At 63.7% G+C, this 16,881-nt stretch carries 12 protein-coding genes; 5 read left to right on the top strand and 7 right to left on the bottom strand.

The features are described from left to right. Positions 1–2: 2 nt before the first annotated feature. The 5 genes from K3819_RS11260 to K3819_RS11240 form a co-directional block, all read right to left on the bottom strand. On the bottom strand, positions 3–635 hold the full coding sequence (locus tag K3819_RS11260; protein ID WP_085613424.1) for an SCO family protein: 633 nt from the start codon (positions 633–635) through the stop codon (positions 3–5). Beyond that, positions 632–1,282: an SCO family protein gene (locus K3819_RS11255; protein ID WP_085613423.1), complete on the bottom strand. Its 651-nt coding sequence runs from the start codon at positions 1,280–1,282 to the stop codon at positions 632–634. The genes K3819_RS11260 and K3819_RS11255 overlap by 4 nt, the downstream gene beginning before the upstream one ends. Positions 1,283–1,295: 13 nt before the next feature. After that, entirely contained in the window at positions 1,296–3,218 is a 1,923-nt protein-coding gene (locus K3819_RS11250; protein WP_221399308.1) for a YncE family protein, read from the bottom strand. A gap of 75 nt (positions 3,219–3,293) precedes the next feature. Continuing rightward, positions 3,294–9,128, bottom strand: coding sequence for a manganese-oxidizing multicopper oxidase MnxG (mnxG, locus tag K3819_RS11245; protein ID WP_221399307.1), 5,835 nt, complete (start codon positions 9,126–9,128; stop codon positions 3,294–3,296). Positions 9,129–9,346: 218 nt separating this feature from the next. After that, a complete protein-coding gene (locus tag K3819_RS11240; RefSeq protein WP_085613420.1) occupies positions 9,347–9,958 on the bottom strand; it encodes a lytic transglycosylase domain-containing protein in 612 nt (203 codons plus the stop codon). Between the two features lie 203 nt (positions 9,959–10,161). Between K3819_RS11240 and gspG the strand changes: the two genes are divergently transcribed. The 3 genes from gspG (at position 10,162) to K3819_RS29580 (ending at position 12,432) form a co-directional block, all read left to right on the top strand. Continuing rightward, positions 10,162–10,590, top strand: coding sequence for a type II secretion system major pseudopilin GspG (gene gspG / locus K3819_RS11235; RefSeq protein ID WP_011333421.1), 429 nt, complete (start codon positions 10,162–10,164; stop codon positions 10,588–10,590). Positions 10,591–10,604: 14 nt separating this feature from the next. Then, on the top strand, positions 10,605–11,792 hold the full coding sequence (locus tag K3819_RS11230; protein ID WP_007956102.1) for a type II secretion system F family protein: 1,188 nt from the start codon (positions 10,605–10,607) through the stop codon (positions 11,790–11,792). Positions 11,793–11,871: 79 nt separating this feature from the next. Next, positions 11,872–12,432 (top strand): hypothetical protein, encoded by a 561-nt coding sequence (locus K3819_RS29580; protein ID WP_221399306.1) that lies wholly within the window; start codon positions 11,872–11,874, stop codon positions 12,430–12,432. A gap of 126 nt (positions 12,433–12,558) precedes the next feature. Here K3819_RS29580 and K3819_RS11220 read toward each other — a convergent pair whose 3' ends face one another. Continuing rightward, a complete protein-coding gene (locus tag K3819_RS11220) occupies positions 12,559–13,458 on the bottom strand; it encodes a LysR family transcriptional regulator (RefSeq protein ID WP_085612766.1) in 900 nt (299 codons plus the stop codon). Between the two features lie 162 nt (positions 13,459–13,620). Here K3819_RS11220 and K3819_RS11215 point away from each other — a divergent pair, with 162 nt between their 5' ends. Together K3819_RS11215 and K3819_RS11210 are read left to right on the top strand one after the other, a co-directional pair. Beyond that, positions 13,621–14,637 carry an alpha/beta hydrolase gene (locus K3819_RS11215; protein ID WP_085612767.1) on the top strand — a complete coding sequence of 339 codons (1,017 nt, stop codon included), beginning with the start codon at positions 13,621–13,623 and terminating at the stop codon, positions 14,635–14,637. A gap of 63 nt (positions 14,638–14,700) precedes the next feature. Continuing rightward, the gene (locus K3819_RS11210) at positions 14,701–16,128 is read left to right on the top strand and encodes a mechanosensitive ion channel domain-containing protein (RefSeq protein WP_221399305.1); all 1,428 of its coding nucleotides are present in this window, start codon (positions 14,701–14,703) and stop codon (positions 16,126–16,128) included. Positions 16,129–16,187: 59 nt separating this feature from the next. On the opposite strand, the gene ycaC is transcribed toward K3819_RS11210, so the two are convergent. Further along, the gene (gene ycaC, locus K3819_RS11205) at positions 16,188–16,814 is read right to left on the bottom strand and encodes an isochorismate family cysteine hydrolase YcaC (protein ID WP_085612768.1); all 627 of its coding nucleotides are present in this window, start codon (positions 16,812–16,814) and stop codon (positions 16,188–16,190) included. Between the last annotated feature and the right edge of the window lie 67 nt (positions 16,815–16,881).

Raw genomic sequence — 16,881 nt, 5'->3', positions numbered from 1 at the left:
ACTCAGCGGCCGGCCACAGGCATTGTCAGCAGTTGCAAGCGCTGGGCAATGGCGGCGGCCGGGGCGTCGGGACGGATTTTGCTCCAGCGTTTGTTGGCCACATCGCCGACGATCAACTGGGTCGAGTGCTGCTCGGGCGTCGGCACGATCTGGCCGATGCGACCCAGCACCAGGTCCATCTGCGCCTTGTCGCCGGTAAGGAAAAGCCAGTGAGGGTCATCGGCGCCCTGCTTCAAGGTGTAAGCCTTGAGCACCGCCGGCGTGTCGCGCAGCGGATCACTGGTAAGGGAAATGAAGGTGATGCCGTCGGCCTTGTCGCCCAGCAGCTCACGGACTTCCTTGAGCTTGCGGGTGATCAGCGGGCAGGCGTCATTGCAACTGGTGAAGATCACGTTGAGCAGCACCACGCGGTTGTGCAGCGCATCGCTGTAGAAACGCTGGACGTCGCCGTTCTGATCCAGCAGCGGCGTGTCGGTGAACCAGGTTTTCGCATCATGGGTGCCTTTCGCCGGTGCGGGCGCAGCGCTGGTCGTTGTCGTTGCCGGTGCCGGTTGTTCGTGGCCTTCGTGAGCCAGGGCCATGGCGCTGAAAATCCAGAAACACACCGTCAGGGTGATCCAGTCCAGGGTTCTCATGGTTGTTGCTCCATGGCAATCGCGGTGTGTTTGGCGTGGGTGCGCAGGCCGCTGAGTTTCTCGACTTCTTTGGCCAGCAATGCCGGGTCGGTGAAGCCGTAATAGCGCGTCCAGTGGCGGCTGTTGCCGTCACCGACGAGGATCAGCGGCTGATGATTCTTGAAGTCGCCGCTGAAACTGCCCAGCCCCTTGAGCGTGGCGCTGATCGATTGCGGCGAACCGGTGAGCCAGCTCCAGCCCGGGCCTTTCTGGAAGGTGCGGGCGTAATCCTGCAGACGTTTCGGGTCGTCGCGCTGCGGGTCGATGCTGATCGACACCAGCTGCACCTCGGTGCCGACCCGGGCACCGAGCTGTTTCTGCACCTTGCCCATGATCGACGAGACCACCGGGCACACCGTGGTGCAACTGGTGTAGATGAAACTCATGACCACGATTTTGTTGTGCACCAGATCCTGTTCCAGGTGCACGGTCTTGCCGTTCTGGTCGAGCAGCGGCACGTCGGCGAACTTGACCTGGGCGTGTTCCTGGCTGTTGGCGGCCGGTGCGGTGTGCCCGGCATGTTCGTCCGCCGAGTGGGCGCTGGCCTGCTGGATACCGACGGCCAACAGGCACAGGGTCAGCAGGCCACGGGATGCAAATCGGTTCATGGTCGTTTCCTCGTCACTGAGTCTGGCCGGGCAGCACCCGGACACTGGCAAAGGTCTTGTCGTCGAAACCGGCGCCCAGCGAGGCCGCGCGCACATGCAGGTACCAGGCGCCGCTGCGGTCGAGGGTCACCGGCGCTTCGTACACGCCGTCAGCGACTTCCCGTGCGGCCACTTCACGGGGCCGGGAAGTCGGCGCGAGGAAGTAGCGCAACTGCACGTCGGTCACGCCGCTACGCTGGATTTTCTGTTTGCCCTGGACGATGCGAAAGCGCACCACGTAGGGGTCGTTGAGGGCCACGGCGGTCTTGTCCAGCAGGAACTCGACTTTTGCCGCGCCCAGGTGTTTTTCCGGCGCGCCGTCGGACGCCACCTGGGCGCTGAAGCAATGAATGATGTTCGGCTGGTTGAGCAGGAACGCCACGTCGAAGCGCCCCGCCGCCGGCAGCTTGACCCGGGCGCTATAGAGCCCCGGCGAGACTTCGCGCAGGCTGCGGTCGATCACCAGCGCGGCGCGGGCGATTTGCCCCCGGTTGGGGTAACCGGACATCGGCGCATTCATGCCTTCGGCGTAGAAATAGGTGGTGTTATCCACCGGGTTGACCACGAACACCGCGTTGTCATCGCGCGATACGGCGAGGCTCGACGCCAGCGGCAGGTCCCCGGCCAGCCGTGGCGGCTGCGGCCCGGCCTCGAAACCCTGGGTAATCGGCTGACGCCCTTCGCCCAGCGAAGACAGGTTGATCATGGTGACTTTCGGCGAGGCCAGTCCGCGCACGTAGGCATAGGCCTGGGTGAACACCACTTGATAGGGTTCGGCCGAGACTTCCAGATCATGGATCGCCGAATCGTTGGCCGCGTCGATCACCGTGGCGCGGTTTTCCAGCGTGTTCAGCACCACGCCAAAACGACCGTCGGCGCTGAAGCCCATCGGGCCGAGGCCCTGTTGCAGCTTGATCACCCGGCGGACGGCGCGGCTGTTGCTGTCGATCACCGTGACGGTGCCGTCCTTGCCATCGGCCACGTACACCGCGCCGGACAGCGGCGAGTAGGCCACCGACAACGGGCTGGAGCCGGTCTTGACCTGTTGCACCAGGCTCAGGCTGGCGATGTCGATAACGCTGAGGGTGCCGTCGTCGCGGTTGCTGACGAAGGCGAAACGGCTGTCCTTGCTGAAACTGATTTCGTGGTGGCCGCGACCGGTCGCCAGGTGTTTCAGCGGTTTGAGGCTCTGGGTGTCGATCACCGTAACGCCGGACTCTTCAGCCTTGCTCGCGTTGTTGCCGACCCACAGCAAACGCTCGTCCGGTTGCAGCGCGACCCGCACCGGCTGGCTGCCGGCGGCCACCGATTCAATGACCTTGAATTGCTCGCTGTCGATCACCGCCACTTCCCCCGCCGTCGGCATCGACACAAAGACCTTTTTGTTGTCCTTGGGCGTGACCCAGTCCATCGGCGATTGCTTGAGTTCGATCCGCGCCAGGGTGCTGGTGATGCCGCCCACCGACACTGACGGGTCGACCACCGAAACGCTGGCATCGCGGTTCATCACCAGCAGGAAATAGCTGTTGAGGTCGAGCAGCGGCCGCGCGCCGATATTGGATTTGAGGAACGTGCCGACCCGCGACTTGCAGCTCTGATCACGGCCCTGGGCCTGATCAGCGGCGACGGCTTGCGGATCGATCCACGCCCCCGGCGCCACACCGGACAACGGCTGGCCGGACGCACCGTCGGTGACGCGAAACTGCACGTCGGCGAACTCGCCCTCACGCAACTGGCCGTCGCTGGCCAGCGGCTTCAGATCGAAGGCGATCGACACACCGTCGCGGGTCAGCACCTGCCCGGCACCGGTCTGCGCCAGGGCAATCTCGCTCAGCGTGAGCAGCGCGCCGGCCATCGTCAGCAGGCAGACGCCGATGATGTTGATGATCCTGTTCATGTCGCTCTCCCCTACAAATCCTGTCCCCACCTGTGGGAGCGGGTTCACCGGTTCCCACAGGTCGCGCATTGGCACCTACTGAGCAGGCGGCGCCGGCTCCGGCTCATTGGTCACCCGCAGCAATCCCCACAGCCCCGAGGTGTTGCCATAGGCGCCGTAATCGCGGAACAGGTAGTCCCCCGGTATCGCGTTGCTGCCCCCGGCGCTCGGGATCATGAAGCTGAAGTGCGCCGCCGGCAGGATGCTTTCGTGAGCGCCGATGTACATCGACATCGGGTTGTAGCCGAAGCGCACCGAACCCACGCCCGGCGTGCCCATCGGGTAGCCGCCGGTGTCGCTCTTCTCGGCCTGGAACGGGTTGAGCGACCAGACGTGTCCGTCGAGCTGGAACGTCGTGCCGCGACTGCCGCCGCTCGGCATCAGGATGTGCGTGCGCAACGGCTGACCGGGTTTGGCATACAGCACCGGCGTCTGCGGATCGCCCCCCACCAGCGCATTGCTATAGGCCATGTGCGCGTTGGTCATGTCGCCGTAACCCGCGCCATCGGCATGACCGAACGGCGCATCCGGGGCGAGGCCGAAGCGATACCACAGCGGTTCGGTCCTGTAGTTGATCGCCATGCTCGAGTTGTCCTGCGGATCGGTCGGCACACCGAAGCCCTCGGCTGCGATGCCTTCCACCGGCCGGCCATTGGCCCAGCGGGTGTTCAGCGCCTTGTGCCACACCGTCGCGAAGTCGCGGTAAGTCGTCTGCCCCGGTGCGGTGACCGTGGCGTTGACCTTGCGCGCATCGTCGACCCAGGTCGCGCCGATCGGCAGGATGCTCATCGCACCACCCAGGCCTTTTTGCGGTTGCTTGATCACATCCGCCGGGGTGATGTTCAGGCCACCGAACTCCACGGCCGTGGCGTTGATGTTGTCGACACTGCGGCCCAGTTGCGTGACCGGTTTGCCTTCACGCTCCAGGTGCCCGGCGTAGTACTGATAGGTCCGGGTCGGGTAGGCGCCGCTGCTGCCCACCCGCGGCGGGACGGTCTGGACCGGGTTGGCGCCGACGTTGGCACCGTCGGATTTGGTGATGTCATAGGCCAGCAGTTGCGCGTGCAGACCCACATGGCTGGACGGCCGCATCAGGTTGTTGCTGAAAGTGGTCGAGCCCAGGCCGCTGTTGCGATCACGTTTGACGATGCCCTGCATCACGGCGGTCTGGGTCAGGTCGGGCATCACGCTCGGCAGACGGTTTTCCAGGGTGATATTGATGCAGTCCCCGGCCGCTGCGCGCAGCACCAGCGGTTCGACCGGAATGCCGGGTTTGAGCTTGCCGCTGACCGGATCGAGGTCGGATTTGCGCACGTACAGGATCGCCGTCGGATCATGTAGCGGCCCGCTCTGGCCACCGATGGTGATGGTCTCGCCGTCCTCCGGATCGGTCACCGTGACCTGCGGGATGCTCACCGTGCGCGAGTTCAGCACCAGGGTGCCGCCCGCCGGATTCAGCGGCCCGCCGACATGCTGACCAAGCCCGGCAGAATCGCCGATGCTCAGGCCCAGCGAATTGCCGAGGATGTCGTTGGCCAGCGCCGCCACCACTTCATAGTTGCGCTGCACCGTCGGACGGGTGCCGATGCCGTTGGGGTTGGCGCTGATCCGTGGGCAGCTGCCTTCGAACGCCACGGTGTTGCGCATGCCGGCCGGACTCGGGTTGTTGGGGATGGCGAACAGGTCATTGCGTTTGGCCGTGTAGTTGCGCATCACGCCCCAGATCCCGCTCCAGTAGCCTTCGATCGAAGCGTCCATCGAGTACAGATAGTCACCGGTGGTCGCCGCAGAGCTGGAGAGCATCGACACAGGTGCGATGAAGCCCATCTGTTCGGAGATGCCGATCATCTGCGAGGCGCGCCAGCCGGAGTTGGAGCTGTTGCCGAAACCGGAACCGCTCTGCAGCCACTTCACGCCGTGCAGGGTGACGTTGTGCTCTTCCTCGTGGCCGCCGGCATGCACCCGCAGACGCACGTTGTCGCCGGTGTAGGTACGCAGCATCGGGGTGAACGGGTCGCCCGGCTCGCTACCGCCCTTGTTGATGTGCGGCGGGAACAGCGTGGTGCCGCCGGTCGGGCCGGTGGCAGCCGTCACCAGGTTCGGTGCCAGGTTCATCGCCGGGATCGCCCGGTCGGTACGGCTTTGCATGGCATAGGCCAGATCGCCGCCGAGGCCGTCGGCCTGCATGCCGCGCTTGCCGTCCGGGCCGACCTTGTTCGGATCGTAGACCCGCAGGGCCAGCGGCTCGTTGCGATAGTTGACGACGAACATGCCCGGATCATCCACGGAGATCGCCTGCGGGCAAGGCCGGCTCGGACAGCCCGGCACCTGACCGCCCTGCACTTCCAGCACGCCTTCGAGCAGGGTGCTGGCGTTGTTGCGCACCGGTGGGTTGATCGCGTAGCGGAAGCTGTCGGCGGTAGCCGGGAAAGCTTGCGGATTAGGCACGCCGTTGGGGCCGGCGCCCACGTACACACCGGCTTCATAGGCATGCTGGAAGTCGCTGTATTCGAGGAAGAACTCACGGAAGCTGTCGTTCTTGCCGTCGCCGTCGAGGTCGCCGGTGTTGATCACCGCCTGCCACGAGGTCGGCCCGCCGTCCTGGCGCGCGCCGCTGTACAGAGGCTCGCCGGTTTCGGCGTGGAACCAGGTGGAACCGGCCGGTTCCGCCAGCACCGTGGCATACAGTCCGATCTGCTGGTGAGTCGATGGGCCGAGGTGGTCGTGGGTGAAGATGGTGCCGAGCCCACGATCCACGCCCTTGGCGTTGACCACCGGGTCGACGAACCAGCGCTGCATGGCCGTGCGCGCGCCCATCCAGTCACTGCGCCCGAACTGGCCGAAGAACGGATGTGCCTTGGCTTTCGGGCAGGCTTGGGTGCCGTCGCGCGGGTCGCTGCTCTCGCACTGGTTGAATTCGCGGATCGCGTGAATGCGTTCCTGAACAGCGCCTGGGGAGAGCACGCCGTCCTCGTAGTTCCAGCCGTTGGAGGAACCGTCGGCGGCCGTCAGGTCCCATTTCGGCAGGTGAATGTGCTGGCCGATCACGTCGGTCGGCGTGCGGACCTGATAGTCATCCATCTCGTAGGTGGCAGGCACCAGGTTGGTCTGCTGGTATTGCACGCAGTCGAAGGTGTTCATGCGCATCACCAGCGGCTCTGGCGGCCGCTGCTTGGTGATCACCGGCCAGGCGTCTTCCCACAGCGCCAGAATCCGCGCTTGCGGGAAGTGATAGCCGACTTTGTTGTAGACCGCATCGAACTGGATGTTGGCGGCCTTGTAGATCCGTGGCCGGTCGGCGGTGAAGGTCGAGGCGCCAACGAAGGACATACCGTCCAGCCGATCGCCACTGGCGAATTCACCGGTGCCGGCGCTGCTGGTCAGGCGTTTTTGCCGGTCGTCCATGCACGGTTCATAGTACGGCGCGCCGGCCATCGGCAAGGCGCCGTTGGTGCGGAAGGCCTTGGCCACGATCTGGTTGCCGGGCAGCAAGGCAAAGCTTGGGTGATCCTTTTTCGCGTGGAACGCCATCGCGGCCTGTTCCACTTCGGTGCCCTCTTCAGGCAGGTAAATCGGTTTGGCGCGGGTGACTTCCTTGGAGAAGTCCAGCGAGGTGGTCACGGTGTGCGCCTCGCCTCCGGCCGCCACCCCGTCGAGGGTGTGACGCTGCAAGCCGCCGTCCCAGCCGCCGGACTGATTCGGATCGAGGTTGGCCCACAGCGCTTTGCCGCTGGCTTTCAACGATTGCGCGGTGGCGGCGTCGAGCATGTCCAGCGGTGGGGTTGGCGGACGCTGACCTACCGAACTTTCCATGCCGCCGATCCAGAACGGATAGCCTGGGTTTTTCAGGCTGCCGTCGGCGTTGCGGTTGGCTTCGCTGCGATCGACCAGTGCCAGGGAACCGATGGCTTGCGAACCACCGTTACCGCCGTGGTGTTCGCCGTCGTCATCGCCCTCTTCTTCCTCATCGTCGTCATCGTTGCCGGCGACCAGGGTTTCGCCGATTTTCGGCACCACCACCACTTTGCCCGGCATCGGCGCCATGGCTTTGCCGGGCAGCGGCACCACGGCAGGAATCGGCGTGCCGGCGATGATCTCGCCATCCGGCAAGGCGCGGGCACCGGCGGCCGGTTTACCGCTGCGCAGGGCGTAAGGTTCGCTGTGATAACCATCGGCGCCCTGTTGCGAGACTTCCAGCCGGGTGCCTTCTTCGAACACATCGTGCACCCGCCACATCGACCACATGCCCTGGGCGAAATGCGGGTAGAAGTGGCAGTGATAGATCGCATCGCCGGCCACCCGGTTGCGGTTGCCGGAGCCGCCGTTGGCAATTTCGTAGGTATAGCCGGCGCCCGGACCGATGCCTTGAGCGTCGACGTAATCGGAGTTGTCGTCATTGGGGTTGAACAGCCACTGATGGCCGTGCAGGTGGAAAATGTGCTGCTCGTGACCATTGTGGGTGTTGCGGAATTTGACGAAGTCACCGATGTAGCTGTGGTTGACGTTCGACGGCTCCGACGGATACAGGGCCATGGTCGCTTTCACGCCGATCTGATCGGCGCTCGGTGTCTGGCCGGGGGCGATGTTCTCGAGCCCGGTGTTGGCCGGCACGTCCACCAGCATCGCCACGTCACCGACGGTGTGCGAGCTGAGGAAGAATTCTTCGTAGGCGCACGACAGGCAATCGTGCATCGGCCCCACGCCGAGGCGGTTGGCGACCACTTCGGCGCCCATGCCGCCGGAACCGTAGTTGATCATGAACGAGTCGCGGGTCGGCTCCAGCACATGGGCCATGACCGGGTCAGCCCAGTAAGCGGGGAATGCCTGGGTGGCGGCGGTTTCGTCCTGGAACTGCGAAGCGAAATCGCGAAACGGCTCGAGGCGGTTGGGGATCGCCGGGTTGCGTTTGCCCACCGATTCCAGCGGATAGGTGCTGGGCGCAAAACTGCCATCGGCATTGCTGCCCATGACGATCGCGTCGCTTTCGCTGGAGATGATTTCGTTGCCGTCGACCATGCTGATGATCGGCGTGCCGGCCTTGCCTTCACGCAACCACGGTTCGCGCTGCGGGTAGCGGGCCTGGTAATCGACGATGGGGTGACCGGCCGGTGTGCGGCCGGTGGTGGCCAGACGCATTTCTTCTTCGGTGAGGGTGTTGCGATAGGTGCGTCCCGACTTCGGCACCACCACGACCTGGCCGAACAGGCCATTGGCAGTGTTGCCGGCCGCGCCCTCCCCGCCGAATGTCGCGCCACGGCTGCTGACGGCAAACGCCCCTTCGCGCTCGGCGTACAGCACGTACGAGCGGCTCGCGCCCGGCGGCACCAGGGTGTTGGCGTTGCGCCCGGTGTAGGAAGAAATGTCATCGATGCTGTTCACCGCTTGCAGGCCGTTGACCTGGAAACCGACATGGCGGTCGGCGACCTGCTCGTCGACCTTGAAGGCATCGGCGCCACCGGGGTTCACGGTGCCCTCCTCGCCTTCAGGCCCTTCGAAATGCTTGTTCGGGTTGGCCTGATAATCGAGCAGGTTCTGCAGGTTGATCGTCAGGCAATCACCGGCGGCGACCCGCAGCACCAGCGGCCGTGGACGCTTGTCCGCACGCAGCGACACCTTGCCCGGCACCGCACTGCCGCCGTAGGCCAGCGAGACATCGTGCTCATCGACCACATCGCGGCGCAGGGCGTACATCATGCCGTTGGCATTCTGCGCACCGAGGCGGTTGAACATCAGCGGTTGATCGAAGGCGACCACATTGGCCACCAGATTGCGCTCGCAGCGCACGGCGGCGCTGGCCAGTTCGACACTGAGCATCGAGACCAGCAACAGCAGCCAGTTCAACAGGGGCGGAGCGTGGTGAATGCCAACCATGATCGGAAACCTCGTAGTGGGTGCTCACAGGGAACGATTCTCGTTAAAGCCCTGAGAGCAATCCGCATGCCACAAAAAATTGCCTTCCATCTCAATCAGTTACACAGGTCACTTGAGAATACGGGGGATATTCCCCACCCGTTTCCCCACTTTTCCGGGCCCCTTGGGTTTGCCCCGATAGTGGGGAAAGCCGGGGCTGGATTTAGAAAAAAAAGGCTTTACAACGGTGCATCCACCGCCAGCCCCTGCAGGCGCCGGTACTGACGCAGCACGCTTGGGACATAGCGCTGGGTTTCGGCGAACGGCGGAATCACCCGGCCGCGGCTGAGCACCGCGTCCGGCCCGGCGTTGTAAGCCGCCACGGCCAGGGCGATGTCGTTGTCGAACAGGGTCATCAGGCGCTTGAGGTATTTGGCCCCGCCCTGGATGTTGGCCTTGGGGTCGTAGACGTCTTTCACCCCCAGCTCGCGGGCGGTGTCGGGCATCAATTGCATCAGTCCGCCGGCGCCCTTGGGCGAGGTGGCGCCGGGGTTGTAGTTGGATTCGGACTTGATCACCGCGTGCAGCAGGGCCTCGGGCAGGTGATTGGCGCTGGCGGCGGCTGACACCAGCTCGGCGTAGGGCTGGTTGGCGATCAATTGCGGTTGCCGGTCAAGGCTGACCAGTGGCGCATCGGCTTCGCGGATCACCCGCTCGTAAGTGCGTCCGGGACGGTGGACGTTGGACAGCACGTAGCTGCCCTTGGCGTCCATGGAAACGAAGACATCGGCTTGCGCGGCACCGACCGACAGCACGCAGCCGAGCAGTCCTGCAGTGAATGAATGGATCATTGGGCCTCCCCTGACAGGCCCCGAAAAATTGGGGGAAATGCCCCACTGACCCGTCGTTGATCAGCCGTACGCAAGCACTGTGCCGACTCTTGAAAAGCCCGTAATACAAGGGCTTCAGCCCGACAGCCGAAATAATCGGTGGCTGAGCATGGCAATTGCATAAGCCCTTGCGGCGACACGGCTGCCACTCACGGGAGGTCATCATGAAGCTGCAATTTCGTCCGCGTGCCCAACGCGGTTTCACCCTGCTCGAATTGCTCGTGGTGCTGGTGGTGCTCGGCCTGTTGGCCGGGATCGTCGCGCCCAAATATTTCGCCCAGCTGGGGCGCTCCGAGGTGAAGGTTGCCAAGGCGCAGATCGAAGGCCTGAGCAAGGCGCTGGATCTGTACCGGCTGGAGGTCGGCCACTACCCGTCCACCGAACAGGGCTTGCAAGCGCTGGTGACCGCACCGAGCGACGAAGCCAAATGGACCGGCCCGTACTTGCAGAAAAAACTGCCGCAGGATCCGTGGGGGCGTAATTACACCTACCGCTATCCCGGCGAAAACAGCGAGTACGACCTGCTCTCGATGGGCAAGGACGGCCAGCCCGGCGGCGAAGGCGAAAATGCCGAAGTCACCAACTGGCAATAAGCGGAGCACACGGCATGCGATTTCAACTCAAAGCAGTGGGCAAGGCCGGGGTGGTGTCGCTGAGCGTCGAGGCGCCCGGCCAGAGCGAAGCACGGCGCATCGCCGAGGATCAGGGCTTGCGCGTGGTCAGCCTGCACGCCGAGCGCCACTGGCGTTCGTTGCGCCTGAGCAAGCGTGAGACCTTCAACCTGGTGCTGTTCAGCCAGGAGCTGACCACCCTGCTCAATGCCGGCCTGCCGCTGATCGATGCGCTGGAAAGCCTGGCCGAAAAAGAAACCGCCCCCGCCGCCCGCAAAACCTTGAGCGAGCTGGTGCGGCTGCTGTACGAGGGCAAATCCTTCTCCCAGGCACTGGGCCAGTTGTCGGCGGTGTTCCCGCCCTTGTACGTGGCGTTGGTACAGTCCAGCGAGAAGACCGGCGCGGTCGGCGATGCGCTGGGCCGTTACGTGAGCTATCGCCAGCGCATGGACGAGGTGCGGCAGAAGATCGTCAGCGCGTCGATCTACCCGCTGCTGTTGCTGGTGGTCGGCGGTGGTGTGGTGCTGTTTTTGATGGGCTACGTGGTGCCGCGCTTCAGCCTGGTGTTCGAAGGACTGGGCTCGAACCTGCCGTGGCTGTCGCAGATTCTGATGAGCAGCGGCATGTTTCTACACGCCCATCAGGGCGAGTTTTTCGGCCTGTTGGCGACGATCGTCATCGCCCTCGCCGTGCTGCAGAAACAACCGGCGTTTCGCCGTGGGCTGGATCGGCTGGTGGAGAAACTGCCCGCCGTGCATCAGCGGATTTTCATGTACGAGCTGGCGCGGTTTTACCGGTCGCTGGGGATTCTGCTGCAAGGCGGGATTCCGCTGGTGACCGCCATGGGCATGGTGCGCGGCCTGCTCACCGTGGCCTCGCGAGCGCGGCTGGACCAGGCCTGCGAGCGGGTGCGCGAGGGGCAGTCATTGTCCACTGCCCTTGAGCTCAACCGTCTTGTGACGCCCGTGTCCCTGCGCCTGCTGCGCGCTGGCGAGCAGTCCGGCAACCTGGGGCAAATGATGGAACGCAGCGCCGATTTCTACGACGAGGAAATCAGCCGCTGGATCGAGTGGTTCGTGCGGCTGTTCGAACCACTGCTCATGACCTTCATCGGCCTGTTGATCGGGGTGATCGTGATCCTGATGTACATCCCGATCTTCGAACTGGCTTCGAGTATCCACTGACCTCGGGAACGGGTCGGATCACACGCAAAAACAAGGCACATCCACGTTCCCAATCAAGACAACAAAGTCGGAGAACGCTATGCACATTCAAAAGCTCGTGCTCGCAATGGCCATCGGCGCCGTCCTGTCGGCGTCTACCGTACTGATTCCGGACAACCTGTCCGGGGTGTCGACTGTTCTGGCCAAGGATGGGGGAAGTGGTGGTGGCGGAAGCGGCGGGGGCGGCGGCGGTGGTAACGGTGGGGGTGGCGGCGGTAATGGAGGGGGCGGTAGCGGAGGCGGTGGTGGCGGTAATGGCGGGGGCGGCAGCGGAGGCGGTGGTGGCGGTAATGGTGGTCACGGCGGCAGCGGCAGTGGCGGCAACAGTGGCAGTGGCGGCGGTGGCAACAGTGGCCACAGCGGCAGTGACCACGGCTCGGGCCATTCCGGCAACACGGCGTCATCCGGTCGCAGCGGCACGCATTCTGAACCTGGCGACGACCATGGTGTGCATCGGTCCGGAGAGATCGGGGATGACCACGGTGTGCATCGCGCCGGTGAAATCGGCGATGACCACGGCGTACACCGTGCCGGTGAAATCGGTGATGATCGCGGCGTACACGTCGGTGGCGAGCCTGGCGATGACAAGCGCGCCAACTAAATCACTTTGAAATGCCCTACCCCTGTGGGAGCGGGCTTGCTCGCGAAAACGTCAGGTCCGTCACTCCTGTATTGACTGATCCACCGCTTTCGCGAGCAAGCCCGCTCCCACAATGTTTTGTAGCGCCTACAAAACGCCTTTTGTCTGATCCAGTCGCTCGCGCAAAAACTCGATCAACGCCTGCACCGGCCGCGACGCCTGGCGATGCTGCGGGTACACCGCCGACAACGTGAGCGGCTCCGGCCGAAACTCATCCAATACCGGCACCAGCCGTCCGTCCTTCAGCGCCGCGCCAACGATGAACGTCGGCAGATAGGTAATCCCCATCCCCGCCACCGCCGCATCCCGCAGCAACTCACCGTTGTTGACGCGCATCCGCCCGGTGACATTCACCAGCAGCGGCTTGCCCTGCCCCGCATTGAACCGCCACTGCACCGAACGTCCGTGGCCGTAAGGCAGGCAGTCGTGACTGAGCAGGTCTTCCGGTTTGACCGGCGTACCGCGTTCGGCCAGATACCCGGGACTGGCGCAATACACCCGTTCGATTGATGCGATGCGTCGGGCGATCAGGGTCGAGTCCTCCAGCACACCGATGCGCAGCGCCAGGTCGTACCCCTCGCCCAGTAGATCCACCGGCCGATCACTCAGGTCCACTTCCACCGTGACCTCGCGATAACGCTGCAGAAACGGCGGCAGCAAACAGCCCAGATGGGCCAGCGCAAACGACAGCGGCGCACTCACGCGAATCGCCCCGCGCGGCTCGGCGGTCTGCCCGGCGATGCCCTGCTCCACCGACTCCACTTCACCGAGCAAACGCAGCGCCGATTCGTAATAGCTCTGGCCCAGCGGCGTCACGTCCAGACGCCGGGTCGAACGGTTGAGCAATCGTACGCCGAGGCGCTCTTCCAGTTGCATCAGACGACGGCTGACGAACTGCTTGGACAGGCCCAACTGATCGGCCGCCGCCGTGAAGCTGCCGGAGTCCATCACCTGGCAAAAAATACGCATGTCTTCGAACGGGTTCATTGTCACTCTCTGGTGGACAGTTAAACGCTTTATAGCCGCTTTTTCACTTCCCGGCACCTCATTAATCTGTGCTCACGGTGTTGCTGAGGCCTGAAGCCCAGCGCCACAGCAGCCCGATCCCAAGGCATACAAAAACTCAAACGACTTAAAAAGGAATTGCACATGAACATCAAGAAAACCCTCGCCACTTCCCTCCTCGCCCTGTCCATCGGCAACGCCTTCGCCGCTGAAAGCACTGGCGTCGAACACACCACCCAGGCCTTCCTCGACGCCCTCGCCGCCGGCGGTGGCAAACCGCTCGAGCAATTGAGCCCGAAAGACGCCCGTGCGGTGCTGACCGGCGCCCAGGCTTCGGTGAAGGTTGATCTGTCCGGCGTTGAAGTCAGCGACAAGGCGATCAAGGTCGACGGCCAGACGATCAATCTGAAAGTGGTGCGTCCGGCCAAGGTCAAAGGCGAGTTGCCGGTGTTCATGTTCTTCCACGGTGGCGGCTGGGTGCTGGGCGACTTCCCGACGCACCAACGCCTGATTCGTGATCTGGTGGTGGGTTCTGGCGCGGTCGCGGTGTATGTCGACTACACGCCGTCGCCGGAAGCGCAGTACCCGACTGCGATCAATCAGGCTTACGCGGCAACCAAATGGGTGGCCGAGCACGGCAAGCAAATCGGTGTCGACGGCAAGCGTCTGGCGGTGGCCGGCAACAGCGTCGGCGGCAACATGGCTGCGGTCGTGGCGTTGATGGCCAAGGAACAGAAGACCCCGGCCCTGCGCTTCCAGTTGCTGATGTGGCCGGTGACCAACGCCGGGTTCGATAACGGCTCGTACCAGCAATTCGCCGAGGGCCACTTCCTGACCAAGGGCATGATGCAGTGGTTCTGGGACAACTACACCACCAACCCGGCCGAGCGTGCACAGATCCATGCCTCGCCGCTCAACGCCAGCACCGAACAGCTCAAGGGCCTGCCCGCCGCGCTGGTGCAGACCGCCGAGTTCGACGTGCTGCGTGACGAAGGCGAAGGCTACGCCCGCCACCTCGACGCGGCCGGCGTGCCGGTGACCTCGGTGCGTTACAACGGGATGATTCATGACTTCGGTCTGCTCAACCCGCTGAACGGGATTCCTGAAGTCAAAGCCGCCGTGCGCCAGGCAGCGGCAGAACTCAAGACCCATCTGAACTGAGTGCAACCCCTCGCCACACCTTCGGGTGTGGCTTTTTCTTTTGTGCCCGCCGGAGTTCGACTCATGAGCCTTTTTTCTGCCCATCTGCTGTCCTGGAGCGCCCTGCTGCTGGCGCTCGACGCCTTGCTCTGGCATCTGGCGCCGTTCAAACACCGTGCCCCGCGGGTCGGTGTGCGGCTGGTGCTGTTTCTGGCATTCAGCGCGCTGGCCATCAACGCCGGCGTCAGCCCGTTGCAGGCACCGTTGTTTGCCGATGACCCGGTAGCGCAACTCGGGGCGACAGCGCTGGGGATTCTCTGGTGGCTGTACGCCGCGCGGGTGCTGACCGAAGTTATCGGCCTGATCCTGATGCGTCGCATCGGCCACAGCGGCCGGCTGTTGCAGGACGTGATCGGTGCGCTGGTGTTTCTGGCGGCCATCGTCGCGGCGGCCGGTTATGTGCTGGATCTGCCGGTCAAAGGCCTGCTTGCGACCTCCGGCGTGGTGGCGATCGTCATCGGTCTCGCGCTGCAAAGCACCTTGGCCGACGTGTTTTCCGGCATCGTGCTCAACACCACCAAGCCGTATCAGGTGGATGATCTGGTGGTCATCGACGGCGTCGAGGGCAAGGTGCTCGACATCAACTGGCGCGCCACGCACCTGCTGTCCAGCAGCGGCACTCTGGCCGTGGTGCCGAACTCGGTGGCGGCCAAGGCCAAGATCGTCAACCTCAGCCGGCCGAACAACCTGCACGGCGTGTCGATCAGCATCAAGGTGCCGAACCACATCCGCCCGCGCCGGGTGCTCGACGCCCTCGACCGCACGCTGCAAGGCAGCAGCAGCCTGTTGCTGTCGCCTGCGCCGAAAGCCGTACTGAAAGAGGCCGGCGAAGAAATGTCGGAATACGTGGCCAGCGGTTTCATCGCCGAACTGGGCAAGAAAAGCGACGTGCGCAATCAATTGTTCGACCTCGCCCACCGCCACCTCGAAGCCGCCGGCATCTCGCGGCACCCGGATGGCGTGATCGAACCTTCGACCCGCGCTCGCGCGTTGCTCGATGAAGTGAAAATCTTCCGCTCGCTGAGCCATGAGGAACGCGATCGCCTCGCCGAATCGATGGTCGCGCAGCAGTACAGCGCCGGGCAGGTAGTGCTCAATCTGGAGGAAGTCCCGGACAGCCTGTTCGTGATCGCCACCGGCGTGGTCAGCGCCAGCGTGCCGGACGGCAACGGCTTCACCGAGGCCGGGCGCATGGGGCCGAGCGAGGTCATGGGCGAACAGAGCATTCTGGCCGACACGCCTTCGCAGGCGACGTTTACCGCGCTGACGTCTTCGATCATTTATCGCCTCGACAAGAACCTGACCCGCCAGTGCATGGAGCAGCGCAGCGAAGTGGGTCGCGCGTTGAACAAGTTGCAGGCGGTACGGCAGCAGAACAGTCGGTTGGCGTTGATGGCCAAGCCTGTGCCGGTTCGCAAGGGTGGGTTTTTGGGGTGGTTGCAGAAGCGCTGAGCCCTTTGCTACAGACGAAAAAATGCCCGCTCTTCAGCGGGCATCTCTCTTTCTACCAATTACTTGGCAGTGAACTTGGTATAGCTGTTGATCAGGTTGCGGTAGTTAGGCAGACGCTGCGACAGCAGATTCGCCAGGCCTTCCATGTCATTGCGCCAGTCGACTTGCAGCTCACAAGCCACAGCGAACCAGTTCAGCAGGTGTGCACCGGCAGCCGACATGCGCGCCCACGCTGCTTGTTGCACGGTGGTGTTGAAGGTGCCGGAAGCGTCGGTGACCACGAACACTTCAAAACCTTCGGCAATGGCCGACAGGGTCGGGAACGCCACGCAGACGTCAGTCACCACACCGGCGATGATCAGTTGCTTGCGGCCGGTAGCCTTGATGGCCTTGACGAAATCTTCGTTGTCCCAGGCGTTGATCTGGCCAGGACGGGCAATGAACGGCGCGTCCGGGAATTGCTCTTTCAGCTCAGGCACGATCGGGCCGTTCGGGCCGGAATCGAAGCTGGTGGTGAGGATGGTTGGCAGGTTGAAAAACTTGGCGATGTCGCCCAGTGCCAGCACGTTGTTCTTGAACTCGTTCGGCGAGAAATCCTGTACCAGCGAGATCAGACCGGTCTGGTGGTCGACCAACAGCACAACGGCATCGTCTTTGTTCAGGCGGCTGTAAGGAACGTTGCTCATGTGAAACTCCTCGATGGATGGTTGTTGCGGGGAGCGCCACTCACACAGAGCGGCGCTTTTTCAAAAG

Source organism: Pseudomonas sp. 3-2, from assembly GCF_019710535.1.
In the GTDB taxonomy this organism is placed as follows: domain Bacteria; phylum Pseudomonadota; class Gammaproteobacteria; order Pseudomonadales; family Pseudomonadaceae; genus Aquipseudomonas; species Aquipseudomonas pharyngis.
This window is presented reverse-complemented; position numbering and strand designations above follow the sequence as displayed.